A 13,647-nucleotide genomic window follows, 5' to 3' on the forward strand; every position below is an offset into this window, starting at 1 on the left:
GGCGGGCGATGGAAAACCTTCAATCGCTGCTGCACGGCTTCACCATCGCGGTCACCGTTCCGCATTTGACGCTGATGGTGATCGGCGTCCTGCTCGGCATTCTCGTCGGCGTGCTGCCGGGCCTTGGTGCGCCCAACGGGGTGTCGCTGTTGTTGCCGTTGACCTTCGGCATGCAGCCGGTGTCGGCAATCATCCTGCTGTCGAGTATGTATTGGGGCGCGCTGTTCGGCGGCTCGGTGACGTCGATCCTGTTCAACATCCCCGGCGAACCTTCCTCGGTCGCCACCACCTTCGACGGCTATCCGATGGCGCGCGACGGCCGGCCGACGACGGCGCTGGCCACCGCCTTCGGCTCGGCGGCGTTTGGCGCGCTGGTCGGCGTGATCCTGATTACGTTTCTGGCCTCCTGGGTGGCGCAGGTGGCGCTCGCCTTCGGACCGCCAGAATACTTCGCGGTCTATTTTCTCGCCTTTGCCAGTTTCGTCGGCATGGGTGGCGCGGCGCCGATCAAGACAGTGGTGGCGCTCGCGATCGGCTTTGCCATCGCCGCGATCGGCATCGATACGGTCTCCGGCAGCGTGCGGCTCACCATGGGTATCGACGAACTGGTCAAGGGCGTCAGCTTCGTCGTTGCCGTCATGGGGCTGTTCGGCATCGGCGAGTTGCTGATTGCGGTCGAGGAGGAGTTTCAGGCCCGCGCGGTATCGTCGCGGGTCGATTGGAAGGAAGTGTTCCGGGCGCTCGGCCGTCTGCCGCACCATGGCGTTGCGTTGCTACGCAGCGCCGCCATCGGCTGCTGGATGGGCATAACGCCAGGTGGCCCGACCGCCGCCTCCTTCATGAGCTATGGCATCGCCAAGCGCTTCTCGCGCAACGGCGCGCGTTTCGGCACCGGCGAGGCCGAGGGCATCGTCGCGCCGGAGACCGCCGACCATGCCGCCGGCACCAGCGCGCTGTTGCCGATGCTCTCGCTAGGCATTCCCGGCTCCGCCACGGCCGCCGTCATGATGGGCGGGTTGATGATCTGGGGATTGAACCCCGGACCGATGCTGTTCGTCGATCAGAAGGATTTCGTCTGGGGGCTGATCGCCTCGATGTATGTCGGCAACATCGTCGCGGTGGCGCTGGTGCTGCTCACGGTTCCTGTGTTCGCCGCCCTGATGCGGATTCCGTTTGCCGTCATCGCGCCCCTGATCGTCATCATATGTGTCGTCGGCGCCTATTCGGTCTCCAACTCATATCTCGACGTCGTGCTGATGCTCGGCTTCGGCGTCGTCGGCTATCTCTTCAAGAAGCTGCACTATCCGTTGGCCCCATTGGTGCTGGCGATCGTGATCGGCGACAAGGCCGAGGACGCGTTCCGGCAGGCCATGCTGATGTCCAAGGGATCGCTCGGAATATTCTTTGCGAACGGGCTGGTGACGACCCTCGTTCTGGCCGGGATGGCTTTGCTGCTGCTTCCGCTCGCCCTGCAGATCGTGCGTCTGTTGCGAAAGCCGGACGTATCAGCTCAGGAGAAGGTGAGAATCATATGAACGTGCAAAGTCCCGGCAAGCCGCTGATCGCGCTGGCGATGGGAGACCCCGCCGGCATCAGCCCGGAGCTGACCGCCAAGCTCGCCTGCCTCGGCGAAATCCGTTCCCGCGCGCGCCTGATCGTGATCGGGGACCGCCGTGTTTTCGATGAGGGCGCGCGCGTGGCCGGCGTCGAAAGCGACCTGCCAAATGTAACGCCGTCGGCGGACCCCAAAACAATCGGCGGTGATGCCGCGTTCATGGATCTCGGCCATCTCGATCCCGCCACCATCGAACGCGGTGTCGCGAGCCAGGCCGGCGGCGCGTTCGCGCTGGAGAATTACCGCCGCGCGCTGACGCTGGCGCGCGACGGGCAGGCGGATGCGGTCTGCTTCACGCCGTTCAACAAGAAGGCGATGCGGCTGGCGCGCGCAGAGTATGATGACGAGATTGCATTCTCCGCCGAGATCGCCGGCCTGAAAACGCCGGCCAGCGAATTCAACGTGCTCGACCGGCTCTGGAATGCCCGCGTCACCTCGCACATCCCCCTCAAGGACGTCGCCTCGCGGCTGACAGTCGAGCGTATTCATCGTGCGCTGAACCTGACCGATGCCTGCATGCGACGGGCCGGTTTTGCCGAGCCTCGCATCGCCGTGGCCGGGCTGAACCCTCATGCCGGCGATGGCGGCAATTTCGGCCGCGAGGAGATCGATGTGATCGAACCCGCGGTCATGGCCGGCCGGGCCGAAGGTATCGCGGCGGAAGGGCCGTTTCCGGCGGATACGGTTTTCCTGCGCGCCAGGAACGGCGCCTTCGATGCGGTGCTGACCATGTATCACGACCAGGGCCAGATCGCGATGAAGCTGATGGGCTTCGATCGCGGGGTGACGATCCTGGGCGGCTTCCCGTTTCCGATCTGCACGCCGGCCCACGGCACGGCCTATGACATCGCAGGCCAGGGCGTCGCCTCGGTCGGCGCCAGCCGGGCGGCCTTGTTGCTCGCGGCCGAGATGGCTGGCGCTGCCAGGGTAGGGAATCGGGCGGCGTGAGCGCCCCGGTTTAGGTAACGGCTTTCAGTGCCGCAAAGCCGCGCTCGAGATCGGCCTTGAGATCGTCGACGTTCTCGAGGCCGATATGCAGCCGTAGCGTCGGTCCGCCGGGCGACCATTTGGTTGCGGTGCGATACTCATTGCAGTCGAACGGGATGATGAGGCTTTCGAAGCCGCCCCACGAAAAGCCCATGCCGAACAGCCTGACCGTATTGAGCAGGGTGTCGACCGCCTGCTGCGGCACCGGCTTCAGGACAATGCTGAACAGGCCGGAGGCGCCGGTGAAGTCGCGCTTCCAGATCGCATGGCCCGGATGGCTTTCGAGCGCCGGATGCAGGACCTGCAGGACTTCCGGCCGGCTGGCGAGCCAGCGCGCCATTTCCAGGCCGGAGCGGTAGTGGTGCGCGAGCCGCACCGAGAGCGTGCGGGCGCCGCGCAGCGCCAGGAATACGTCGTCGGGCCCGGCGCAGACGCCGAGCAGGCGGATGCCCTCGGCGATCAGCGGCCACGCCTTCGCGTTCGCCGAGATCGTGCCGAACATGATGTCGGAATGGCCGCCGATATATTTGGTGGCCGCTTGCATGCTGATGTCGACGCCCTGGTCGAGCGAGCGGTGAAACAGCGCGGTCGCCCAGGTGTTGTCGTCGATGACGAGCGCGTCCCTCGCATGTGCGACGGCGGCGATGGCGGGGATGTCGCTCATTTCGAACGACTGCGAGCCGGGCGCCTCGACCAGCACCGCCTTGGTGTTCGGCTTGAACAGTTTTTCGATTCCGGCGCCGATCAGCGGATCGAAATAGGTGACCTCGACGCCGTAGCGGGCCAGCATGCCGTTACAGAAATTGCGCGTGGGCCGGTAGACATTGTCGGTCACCAGCAGATGGTCGCCGGCCTTCAGGACCGAGAGCAGGGTGGTGCTGATGGCGGCAAGGCCCGACGGCACCAGGCCGACACCGGCGCATTGCGGGCCCTCCAGCGACATCAGCACGTCCTGCAGCGCCCGCGTGGTCGGGCTGCCGTGGCGCCCGTAGGTGAATTCGGCGCGGTGGGCATGCAGGTCCTCGGCGGTCGGATAGAGCACGGTGGAGCCGTGGAAGACCGCCGGGTTCACGAAGCCCCTTTGCCCCTTGGTATCGCGGCCGGCAGTAACCAGCCTGGTTTCGGCTTTTTGCGGATTGGACGGGCCGTCGTTCGAAAAGCTCATGCGTTTGCATTATCCAAGACGTTATGCCGCAGCCGCAACTTGATCGCGAAAATAGCGCCGGGCGGCGGATCGGGGCCGGCGACTTAATAACAAGACACAGAAGACGGCAGTCAACCCCTTGACCCGGCACGCTAGTCGTTCTGAGATGCGAACCAACTAACAGTCGCTGCAAGTTGAGGGGCCTGCCGCGATACCTGATCCAGCGCCTGACCGGATTGGCATGTCAAATGCACGGTCACGATGACGCTTTTCAGCGAGGGATCAGCGGGTTGGCCCCACAACGTCAGGCGTTGCCTAAAAAAGAATCTCCGGACGTCCCCTTGAAAGGCCTAGCCCATGAAACGCGTATCTCTGGTTGTCACCTTTGCCCTAGCCGCCGGTCTGTCGGCCCAGGCCGCCTCGGCGCAAACCCTCAAGACGGTCAAGGACCGCGGCATGCTGTCCTGCGGGGTCAGCCAGGGCCTGCCGGGCTTCTCGTCGCCGGACGACAAGGGTAACTGGACCGGCCTCGACGTCGACATCTGCCGGGCGATCGCCGCCGCCATCTTCAACGACGCCACCAAGATCAAGTTCGTGCCGCTGTCGGCCAAGGACCGTTTTACCGCATTGCAGTCGGGCGAAATCGACGTGCTGTCCCGCAACACCACCTGGACGCTGTCGCGCGATACCTCGCTCGGCGCCAACTTCACCGGCGTGACCTATTATGACGGCCAGGGTTTTCTGGTGAAGAAGTCGCTGAAGGTGAATTCGGCGCTGGAGCTGAACAGCGCTTCCGTCTGCGTGCAGACTGGCACCACGACCGAGCAGAACCTCGCCGACTACTTCAAGGGCAACAATATGAAGTATGAGGTGATCGCATTCGCGACCGCCGACGAAACCGTCAAGGCCTACGAGTCCGGCCGCTGCGACGTCTTCACATCAGACGTCTCCCAGCTCTACGCCGAGCGCCTGAAGGTCGCCAATCCCGCCGATCACGTCGTGCTGCCCGAAGTGATCTCGAAGGAGCCGCTGGGACCGATGGTTCGCCATGGCGACGACCAGTGGTTCGACGTCGTGAAATGGACGCTTTACGCGATGGTCGGCGCTGAAGAGCTCGGCATGACCCAGAAGAACATCGACGAGATGGCCAAGTCCGACAAACCCGAGGTCAAGCGCGCGGTCGGCACCGACGGCAATCTGGGTGAGCAACTCGGCCTGACCAAGGACTGGATGGTGCGGATCGTGAAGGCTACCGGCAACTACGGCGAATCCTTCGAGCGTAACGTCGGCGCAGGCTCCAAGCTCGGCATCGCCCGCGGCCTCAACAACCTCTGGAGCAAGGGCGGTATCCAGTACGCCCCGCCGATCCGCTAAGCGCCAGCGAGAGGGGCTGCGGCGATGGCCATCGAACCCCGAAAACCACCATCGCAGCTACTTCCCAGGCTGCAGCGGGCGCTGGGCGGCCGGGCAGGCTGGAGCGGCTTCGTGCTCCAGCTCCTGTTCGTCGCCGCGCTCGCCTGGATCTCCTATGAGATCGTCGCCAATGCCCGCGCCAACCTGCAGGCGCAGCGGATCACCGCGGGCTTTGGTTTCCTTGCCAACAATGCCGGCTTTGACGTCAGCCAGAGCCTGATCCCGTATTCGGGGTCCGATCCCTACACGCGCGTCTTTGTGGTCGGCTTGCTGAACACATTGCTGGTCTCGGTGATCGGCATCTTCTTTGCCACCGTGATCGGATTCCTCGTCGCACTCGGCCGGTTGTCACCGAACTGGCTACTGTCGCGGATCGCGGGCGGCTATGTCGAACTGATCCGCAATCTGCCGCTGCTGTTCCAGATCCTGTTCTGGTATCTCGCGGTGCTCGCTGCCTTGCCCAATCCGCGGCAGAGCATTTCGATCTTCGACAGCATCTTTCTCAGCAATCGCGGCCTGGTCGTTCCGAAGCCTGTCGGACAGGCGGGGTTCGAGCCCTTCGTCGTCGCCCTGCTGGTTGCGATCGTGGCCACGATCGCACTGTGGCGATATGCGCGCCGTCAGCTCTTCCAGAGCGGCAGGGTGATCAAGGTCTGGCCCTACGCGCTTGGCATGATCATCGGCCTGCCGCTCATCAGCATGCTGATCTTCGGTATCCCCGTTACGTGGGAGGTGCCGGTGCTCAAGGGCTTCAATTTCGCCGGCGGCTCGCGCCTCATCCCGGAATTCGTGGCGCTGACGCTGGCGCTATCGACCTACACGGCGGCCTTCATCGCCGAGATCGTGCGCGCGGGCATTCTCTCCGTGCACAAGGGCCAGATGGAAGCCGGCTCCTCGCTCGGACTGCAGCGCGGCTCGGTGCTGCGGTTGATCGTGATCCCGCAAGCCCTGCGCGTGATCCTGCCGCCGCTGACCAACCAGTATCTTAACCTGACCAAGAACTCCTCGCTGGCGGTCGCGATCGGCTATCCCGACCTGGTCTCCGTGTTCGCCGGAACCACGCTGAGCCAGACCGGGCAGGCGATTGAAATCATCGGTATCACCATGGGCGTCTATCTCCTGATCTCGCTGGTCACCAGCGCGATCATGAGTTTCTATGGATGGCGCATCAGCCGGAGCATGGGCGGATGAGCGACACCACCGCATCCAATTTCGTCCGCCAGGATCTGGTGCCGGAGCGGCCGGCGCCGGTGAAGACCACCGGCTTCATCGGCTTCCTGCGCACGCGGCTGTTCAATTCCCCGACCAACATCCTGATCACGATCGTCAGCGCGTTGCTGCTGTGGGTCATCGTCGTTCCCGCCATAAGATTCGCGTTCATCGACGCGGTCTGGACCGGCACGGACCGCACCGCCTGCCTGCCGAAGAATCCGAACGATGTGGTCGGCGCCTGCTGGCCCTTCATTCAGGCCAAGTTCTCGCAATTCATCTACGGCTTCTATCCGGAGCCGGAGCGCTGGCGCGTCAATCTGACTTTCGCTCTTGCTGCGATCCTCTTGGTGCCGCTACTGATTCCGCGTTTGCCGGGAAAGGGTCCGAACGCCATCCTGTTCTTCGTAGCGCTTCCCGTCGTGGCCTTCTTCCTGCTGCGCGGCGGCGGGCTCGGCGGCTTCGGCGTGAGCTGGACGGCCGGGCTTCTTTCCGGCTTCAACGACAGTATCGGCGAGGGTGGCCGGAAGCTGGTGACCTCAGGCGAGGCCACGGCCGTCATCGGACCGCTGCTGTGGGTGATCGGCAAGCTATTGGTGCTGCTGAGCACCGTGGTGAGCTGGATACTTCTGCCGCTGACCTGGCTGCGTGACCAGATCCAGGCCTACGGACGTCCGGTCTGGGCCGATCTCGCGGCGACCGCCGTGATCGTGTCGGCGCTGCTGTTCTGGCTGACCGGTGGCGTGCGCGCCGTGGCCACCACGCTTGCGATCTTTGTCGGTATTGCCGCCGTCATCGCAGTGATGGGGCTCGACCGTGGCGGGCTTCCGGAGGTGGATACAAGGCTGTGGGGCGGCCTGCTGGTGACGCTGGTGGTGTCGGTCGTCGGCATCGTCGCCTCGATGCCGGTCGGCATCGCGCTGGCGCTCGGGCGTCGCTCGACCATTCCGCTGATCCGGATTTTCTCGATTGCCTTTATCGAGTTCTGGCGCGGCGTGCCGCTGATCACCGTTCTGTTCTTCGCCACCTATATGCTGCCGCTGTTCGTTCCGACCGGCTTCACCATCGACGGGCTGATGCGCGCCCTGATCGGCATCGCGCTGTTCGCCGGCGCCTACCAGGCCGAGGTCATCCGCGGCGGCCTGGCGGCGATCCCGCGCGGGCAGGCGGAAGCGGCGAGCGCGCTCGGCCTGTCGTGGACCAAGACCACGGCGCTGATCGTGATGCCGCAGGCGCTCCGCCACGTCATCCCCGGCCTCGTCAACAGCTTCATCGCGCTGTTCAAGGATACCTCGCTGGTCTCGATCGTCGCACTGTTCGATCTGCTCGGCCAGCTCAGGGCTTCCTTCAGCGACCCGGTCTGGTCGACGCCGACGACGCTGTTCACCGGCTTTGCCTTCACCGGGATCATCTATTTCGTCTTCTGTTTCGGGATGTCGCGTTACTCGCTGTTTGTCGAGAACCGGCTGAACGCCCATCGTCGCAACTGAGTAGATCACCATGACCGCAAACTCGATCGTCGGCATCAACGCACTCAACAAATGGTACGGCGACTTTCACGTGCTTCGCGACATCAACCTCGATGTCGCCAAGGGCGAGCGCATCGTGATCTGCGGCCCGTCAGGCTCGGGAAAGTCGACGCTGATCCGCTGCATCAATGCGCTGGAGGAATTCCAGGAAGGCCAGATCGTGGTCGAGGGCATCGAACTGGGGCCGAACCTGAAGCGGGTCGACGAGGTCCGGCGCGAGGTCGGCATGGTGTTCCAGAGCTTCAACCTGTTTCCACACCTGACGGTGCTCGAGAACTGCACCCTGGCGCCGATCTGGGTGCGCAACATCCCGAAAAAGGACGCCGAAGCCACCGCGATGAAATTCCTGGAGCGGGTCAAGATCCCGCATCAGGCCAACAAATATCCGGGCCAGATGTCGGGCGGTCAGCAGCAGCGCGTGGCGATTGCCCGCGCGCTGACCATGAACCCGAAGGTCATGCTGTTCGACGAGCCGACTTCGGCGCTCGATCCCGAAATGGTCAAGGAAGTGCTCGACACCATGGTCGATCTCGCCAAGGAGGGCATGACCATGCTGGTCGTCACCCACGAGATGGGATTTGCCCGCGAGGTCGCCAACCGCGTCGTGTTCATGGACGCCGGCCAGGTGATCGAGTCAAACACGCCGCGTGAGTTTTTCGCCAACCCGCAGCACGCGCGGACCAAGCTGTTCCTGAGCCAGATTTTGCGACATTAGGAAGCTGTCGTTCCGGGGCGCGCGAAGCGCGAACCCGGAACCTCGAGATTCTCAGGGGCGCAAGGAGCGCCCCAGAGTTCGATGCTGCGCATCGCCCCGGAATGACGATGCAGGGGCCTCACGTCTTCTCGAACGGCACGTCGATCTTGCTGCGCTTCTCCAGCCACGCCGGCACCGGCAGGTTCTTCGAGCGCATGAACTCCGGATTGAACAGCTTTGACTGATAGCGATTGCCGGAGTCGGCAAGGATGGTCACGATGGTCTTGCCGGGACCGAGCTGCTTGGCAAGTCGGATCGCGCCGGCGATGTTGACGCCGGTCGAGCCGCCGAGGCACAGGCCCTCGTGCTCGAGCAGGTCATAGATCACCGTCACGGCTTCCTCGTCCGAGATCAGGAAAGCGTCGTCGACCTTGGCGGTCTCGATGACAGGTGTGACGCGGCCGAGCCCGATGCCTTCGGTGATCGAGTCACCCGGTGTCGATTTGGCCTTGCCGTGCTTGAACAGCTCGTACATTGCAAAGCCATGCGGATCGGCGCAGGCGTTGACAATGCCCGGGTGCTTTTCCTTCAGATAGCGGCTGACGCCGGCCAGCGTGCCGCCGGTGCCGACCGAGCAGATAAAGCCGTCGATCTTGCCGCCGGTCTGTTCCCAGATCTCCGGTCCGGTGGATTCGTAGTGCGCCTTCGCGTTGTCGAGATTGTTCCACTGGTCGGCGAACAACACGCCGTTCGGCTCGGTCTTGCGAAGCTGGGCGGCCAGCCGCCGGCCGACATGCTGGTAGTTGTTCGGATTGGCGTAAGGCAGCGCCGGCACCTCGACGAGTTCGGCGCCGCACAGCCGCAGCATATCCTTCTTTTCCTGGCTCTGCGTTTCCGGGATCAGGATAAGCGTGCGGTAACCGCGCGCGCTGGCGACCACAGCGAGACCGATGCCGGTGTTGCCGGCGGTCGATTCCACCACCAGGCCGCCGGGCTTGAGCTCGCCGCGCTTCTCGGCCTCCAGGATCATCCATTTGCCCGCGCGGTCCTTGACCGACTGTCCCGGATTCATGAATTCGGCCTTGCCGAGAATGGTGCAGCCGGTGGCTTCGGAAGCGTGCTTCAGCTTGATGAGGGGAGTATTGCCGATCGCTTCGATAACGTCTTTGTTGAAGGCCATGTCGTTGAAATCGCCGGTTTGTTTGCCTAATCGTTGAGCGACCCTAAAGGACCGCCGCTAGCCGCACAAGCCAGCGTTGCGGCAGGGCAGATCAGCCCGATTTCGCAAACACCACCTGGCGCACGTCGATATTTCCCGACAGGAAACCGGCCTCGCAATAGGCGAGGTAATATTCCCAGAGCCGCCGGAAGCGATCGTCGAAACCCGACGGCGTCAGGTTTGGCCACGCCGCGCGGAAATTGTTTCGCCAGATCGCAAGCGTCTTGGCATAATCTTGCCCAAAGATGCGCTCGCGGATGACGGGAACACCGAAGCGCTCGCCCAGCGTTTTGAGAATCTCCGGCGAGGGCAGCATCCCGCCCGGGAAGACGTAGCGCTGGATGAAGTCGACTTCGCGGCGGTAGGTCTGGAACAGGCTGTCCTGGATGGTGATGGCCTGGATGCCGGCGAGCCCGCCGGGAAGCAGACGGTCGCGCAACTGTGAAAAATAGTTCGGCCAGAATTGCTCGCCGACCGCCTCGATCATCTCGATCGAGGCGATGCGGTCGTAGCGGTCGCGCTCGTCGCGATAATCCCTGAGCTTGATCTCGACCTTGTCGCTGAGCCCGGCATTGTGAATCCGCGCTTGTGCGAAATCGCGCTGCTCCTTGCTGATGGTGAGGCCTACTACCCTGGCGCCGAACGTCTTGGCGGCGTATTCGGCAAAGCCGCCCCATCCGCAGCCGATCTCCAGGAGCTTCTGGCCTGGCCGCAGATCGATGGCTTCGGCGAGCCGCCGGTACTTGTTGTGTTGCGCGGCCGTCAGGTCGGGCGTGTCGTCTTCGAACAGCGCCGACGAATAGGTCATGCTCGGATCGAGCCACGCCGAATAGAAGGCGTTGCCGATGTCGTAATGCGCATAGATGTTGCGGCGAGCCTGCCGCCGCGTATTGCGGTTGAGCCAATGCCTGATGAACTGCAGCGTGCGCGCCAGCGGGTTGGCGACCAGCATCGTCTGCATCCAGTCCTGGTTGACGCAGAACAGATAGAGGAATTGCGTGAGGTCGGGCGTGTCCCATTCGCCGCGCAGATAGGCTTCCGCAATGCCGATGTCGCCGCCGCGCAGGAGTCGCGAGGCAAAGCCGTAATCGTAGATCGTCATCGCCGCCGCCGGGCCCGGCCCGTTGCCGCCCAGCCGCACCATGCGGCCGTCGGCCAGCGTCACGTCGAGCGTGCCATGTTGCAGCTTTGAACCGAAGCCCAGCGCCAGCCGGACCAGGCGGGGCAATTCCGGAAACGTTGCGTCTACGGTTTCCGATGTGACCGAAATTAACTCGGACATGTGCGATCCATCGAACGTCGGTTTACCCCGACTTCGCATGGCCGATCGGCCCTGCTCAGTCTTCGGCATGGGCGGACAACGCTGGCGAAGTATAATCGTTGCCGTTCCCGCTCGCCAAGCCGGTATTGAAGGCGGCATGCTGCCGCGGGACCTGCCGCGCGCCCTTGAGCCAAAGCCGCAGCGCCTCCCAATGTATCGCCGCCATGACCTTGAATGTGACCAGCGGCAGAGCCAAGAACGTCCGCAGCAACTCCTTGGTGTTGAGCATGCGGCGGTGACCATTGAAGGTTGCAGCGAGGAGGGGGCCTTCGCGGCTGGTTTCCAGAATTCGCAACTGCACACGCTTGTCGGGCGGCAGCACGCGAAAATGGTAGCGCATGGCCATCTCGATAAAGGGCGAGACGTAAAACAGCTTGTCCTGCCGCTGCCGCACGCCGGCACAGCTGACATCGCTTGGCGTCACCGGCAGGACGTAAGCGTGGATATCGCCAAAGGTGTTGCGCACCTCGTAGATCAGAAGTGCCAATTCGCGGTTCGCGCGGTAGCAGAAATAGACCGACAACGGATTGAACGCGTAGCCCAGCAGGCGGGGATAGCAGAGCAGCAGCACCGGCCCGCCTGTGAGGTCGATGCCGCGTTCGGCCGCGCAACGCTGCGCATAGGCGCGCAGGGATGAGCCGTCCCGCGGACCATGGTCGGCCTCGTGAAAACTGTAGAGCGCCGCGCGGTTGACGCCGAACAGCGGCGATTGCCGGTCCGCGTCTTCCAGCCGGTCCAGGTCGATCAGCAGGCTCATCACACGATAGCTGAAGCGATGGCCGATCGGCTTCAGCCGCGCATGCATGACGTCGCCGATGTAAAGCGCCGCAGCGTCGGCTCTTGTCGGTGTTTCCCCCATGGGGTTACTCCGCAGCTTCCGCCAGCTCTCGCGGCGCTTCCCGCCATGGCGCCGTCGCGCCGAGCGCTTCTGCAACGGCAAGGCCGGAGCGCAATCCGTCCTCGTGGAAACCGTATCCGGTCCATGCGCCGCAGAACCAGGTATGCCGCCTGCCTTGAATTTCGGGCAGGCGCTTCTGGGCGGCAAAAGCGACGGCGTTGTACTGCGGATGCTCGCAAAGATACTTGCCGAAGGTCAGCGCGGGATCGGGCGCGACCGGCGGGTTGAGGCTGACGAACAGCGGCTTGTCGGGATCGATGCCCTGCAGCTCGTTCATCCAGTAGGTCACGGATACGTCGTTATCGACGCTTGTCTGGCGCGGCCAGCGCAGAAAATTCCACGACGCCCAGGCGCGTCGGCGCTTCGGCATCAGGCTGATATCGCGATGCAGGTAGATCGTGTTGGGGGAATAGCCGATGGCGCCCAGGATTGAACGCTCGCGATCGTCGGCGTCCGACAGCAACGCCAGCGCCTGGTCGCTGTGGGACGCAATCACGACATGGTCGTAAGCATTGGCCTTGCCGTGGCTGTCGTGCGCGACGACACCATGCGCAGTACGCTCGATGGCGGTGACGGCGCAGCCGAGCTTGATGCGGTCGCGGAACGAAGAGGTCAGCTTGTCGACATAGCGCTGGCTGCCGCCCTTCACGGTGCGCCAGACCGGGCGGTCATATTGCAGCAGGCGATGGTTGGCGAAAAACGCGACGAAGTTTTCGGCCGGGAAATCCAGCATTTCGCTCGACGGCGCCGACCAGATCGCAGCGCCCATCGGCGCCAGATAATCGGTCAACAGCCGTGGCGCAAAATGACGCGTGCGGAAGTATTCACCGAGCGTCAGCCCGGCCAGTTTGCCCGCGACGTAATCCTCGACGCTCTGCTGGTTGAAGGTGAGGATGTCGCGCAGCATCCAGAGGTAGGAGGGCGACAACAGGTTGATGGGCTGCGCGAACAGTCCGCAAGCGGTCTCGAACCAGTTGTTGCCGCCGCCTTTCCATTCGAAGCGGCCGGTATCGGCCGTCACCGCAAAGCTCATGCAGCTTTCGACGGTTTCGACGCCGAGATGGGCGAAAAGCGCCGTGAGGTCCGGATAATTCAGCTCGTTGTAGACGATGAAGCCGATGTCGACGTTAAGCTGCGCGCCGTCATAGTCGATGCTGACGGTGTGGCTGTGGCCGCCGGGCCTGAGTTCGCGATCGTAGACCGTGACCGGATATTGTTTCGACAAGGTCCAAGCCGCGGCGTTGCCACTGATTCCCGTACCGACCACCGCGACCCGCATTTCTGGCCCTCCATTGCACGAGGCGAGATACGGGGGGCTGTTCCCGGGGGTTTCAAATCGGCCACAGGCAGGGGAAAATCCCCATGAAATCTTCGTAAGATTTCGGCGTCCTGTGGAACCCCGGCATCGTTCGAAACCCTATAAAATAAGGAGAATGAGCGCTTTGCCGGCTGTTTTGCGCCGCCGCTCGGACCATTGGTGAAGGGCAGCGCGGGGCTGTCCGCGTCCCGGCCGCAAGGGTAATATCTGCTTCGGTTCAAACGGAAGCATCACCCCGTGATCGTATTGCAGGCCAACAGGAGAAGCGCTCGTTATGCGCCGGGCCGGGATTTGCCCGGT

11 protein-coding genes are annotated in these 13,647 nt (G+C 63.5%); 6 read left to right on the plus strand and 5 right to left on the minus strand.

The features are described 5' to 3' along the window. Positions 1 to 8 precede the first annotated feature (8 nt). Positions 9 to 1,535, plus strand: a complete 1,527-nt coding sequence (locus tag LMTR21_RS20300; protein ID WP_065756203.1) for a tripartite tricarboxylate transporter permease — start codon at positions 9 to 11, stop codon at positions 1,533 to 1,535. Then, positions 1,532 to 2,563 carry a 4-hydroxythreonine-4-phosphate dehydrogenase PdxA gene (locus tag LMTR21_RS20305; protein ID WP_065756202.1) on the plus strand — a complete coding sequence of 344 codons (1,032 nt, stop codon included), beginning with the start codon at positions 1,532 to 1,534 and terminating at the stop codon, positions 2,561 to 2,563. The genes LMTR21_RS20300 and LMTR21_RS20305 overlap by 4 nt, the downstream gene beginning before the upstream one ends. 10 nt (positions 2,564 to 2,573) lie before the next feature. Here LMTR21_RS20305 and metC read toward each other — a convergent pair whose 3' ends face one another. Beyond that, complete coding sequence (gene metC, locus LMTR21_RS20310; RefSeq protein ID WP_065756201.1) at positions 2,574 to 3,767, minus strand: cystathionine beta-lyase; 1,194 nt, start codon at positions 3,765 to 3,767, stop codon at positions 2,574 to 2,576. A gap of 336 nt (positions 3,768 to 4,103) precedes the next feature. Between metC and LMTR21_RS20315 the strand changes: the two genes are divergently transcribed. From LMTR21_RS20315 to LMTR21_RS20330, 4 genes are read left to right on the plus strand one after another with little or no spacing between them, the layout of a single operon-like run. Continuing rightward, the gene (locus tag LMTR21_RS20315; protein ID WP_065756200.1) at positions 4,104 to 5,120 is read left to right on the plus strand and encodes an amino acid ABC transporter substrate-binding protein; all 1,017 of its coding nucleotides are present in this window, start codon (positions 4,104 to 4,106) and stop codon (positions 5,118 to 5,120) included. Between the two features lie 24 nt (positions 5,121 to 5,144). Further along, a complete protein-coding gene (locus LMTR21_RS20320; RefSeq protein WP_065756199.1) occupies positions 5,145 to 6,350 on the plus strand; it encodes an amino acid ABC transporter permease in 1,206 nt (401 codons plus the stop codon). After that, positions 6,347 to 7,858 carry an amino acid ABC transporter permease gene (locus tag LMTR21_RS20325; RefSeq protein WP_065756336.1) on the plus strand — a complete coding sequence of 504 codons (1,512 nt, stop codon included), beginning with the start codon at positions 6,347 to 6,349 and terminating at the stop codon, positions 7,856 to 7,858. Before LMTR21_RS20320 ends, LMTR21_RS20325 begins: the two co-directional genes overlap by 4 nt. A 10-nt stretch (positions 7,859 to 7,868) precedes the next feature. Then, complete coding sequence (locus LMTR21_RS20330) at positions 7,869 to 8,612, plus strand: amino acid ABC transporter ATP-binding protein (RefSeq protein WP_065756198.1); 744 nt, start codon at positions 7,869 to 7,871, stop codon at positions 8,610 to 8,612. Positions 8,613 to 8,730: 118 nt separating this feature from the next. Here the strand turns inward: LMTR21_RS20330 and LMTR21_RS20335 are convergent, their stop codons facing one another. The 4 genes from LMTR21_RS20335 to LMTR21_RS20350 form a co-directional block, all read right to left on the minus strand. Continuing rightward, the gene (locus LMTR21_RS20335) at positions 8,731 to 9,771 is read right to left on the minus strand and encodes a cysteine synthase A (RefSeq protein WP_065756197.1); all 1,041 of its coding nucleotides are present in this window, start codon (positions 9,769 to 9,771) and stop codon (positions 8,731 to 8,733) included. A 91-nt stretch (positions 9,772 to 9,862) separates the two neighbouring features. Next, positions 9,863 to 11,092, minus strand: a complete 1,230-nt coding sequence (locus LMTR21_RS20340; RefSeq protein ID WP_065756196.1) for an SAM-dependent methyltransferase — start codon at positions 11,090 to 11,092, stop codon at positions 9,863 to 9,865. Between the two features lie 55 nt (positions 11,093 to 11,147). Then, positions 11,148 to 11,990 (minus strand): DUF1365 domain-containing protein, encoded by an 843-nt coding sequence (locus LMTR21_RS20345; RefSeq protein WP_065756195.1) that lies wholly within the window; start codon positions 11,988 to 11,990, stop codon positions 11,148 to 11,150. Positions 11,991 to 11,994: 4 nt separating this feature from the next. Continuing rightward, positions 11,995 to 13,308, minus strand: a complete 1,314-nt coding sequence (locus LMTR21_RS20350; protein WP_065756194.1) for an NAD(P)/FAD-dependent oxidoreductase — start codon at positions 13,306 to 13,308, stop codon at positions 11,995 to 11,997. Between the last annotated feature and the right edge of the window lie 339 nt (positions 13,309 to 13,647).

Source organism: Bradyrhizobium paxllaeri, from assembly GCF_001693515.2.
Classification (GTDB): domain Bacteria; phylum Pseudomonadota; class Alphaproteobacteria; order Rhizobiales; family Xanthobacteraceae; genus Bradyrhizobium; species Bradyrhizobium paxllaeri.

Coding starts and splice junctions, on each gene's coding strand:
- LMTR21_RS20340 (WP_065756196.1), bottom strand. CDS start 11,092: ATGTCCGAGTTAATTTCGGTCACATCGGAAACCGTAGACGCAACGTTT.
- LMTR21_RS20325 (WP_065756336.1), top strand. CDS start 6,347: ATGAGCGACACCACCGCATCCAATTTCGTCCGCCAGGATCTGGTGCCG.
- LMTR21_RS20330 (WP_065756198.1), top strand. CDS start 7,869: ATGACCGCAAACTCGATCGTCGGCATCAACGCACTCAACAAATGGTAC.
- LMTR21_RS20315 (WP_065756200.1), top strand. CDS start 4,104: ATGAAACGCGTATCTCTGGTTGTCACCTTTGCCCTAGCCGCCGGTCTG.
- LMTR21_RS20350 (WP_065756194.1), bottom strand. CDS start 13,308: ATGCGGGTCGCGGTGGTCGGTACGGGAATCAGTGGCAACGCCGCGGCT.
- LMTR21_RS20335 (WP_065756197.1), bottom strand. CDS start 9,771: ATGGCCTTCAACAAAGACGTTATCGAAGCGATCGGCAATACTCCCCTC.
- LMTR21_RS20305 (WP_065756202.1), top strand. CDS start 1,532: ATGAACGTGCAAAGTCCCGGCAAGCCGCTGATCGCGCTGGCGATGGGA.
- LMTR21_RS20300 (WP_065756203.1), top strand. CDS start 9: ATGGAAAACCTTCAATCGCTGCTGCACGGCTTCACCATCGCGGTCACC.
- LMTR21_RS20320 (WP_065756199.1), top strand. CDS start 5,145: ATGGCCATCGAACCCCGAAAACCACCATCGCAGCTACTTCCCAGGCTG.
- LMTR21_RS20345 (WP_065756195.1), bottom strand. CDS start 11,990: ATGGGGGAAACACCGACAAGAGCCGACGCTGCGGCGCTTTACATCGGC.
- metC (WP_065756201.1), bottom strand. CDS start 3,767: ATGAGCTTTTCGAACGACGGCCCGTCCAATCCGCAAAAAGCCGAAACC.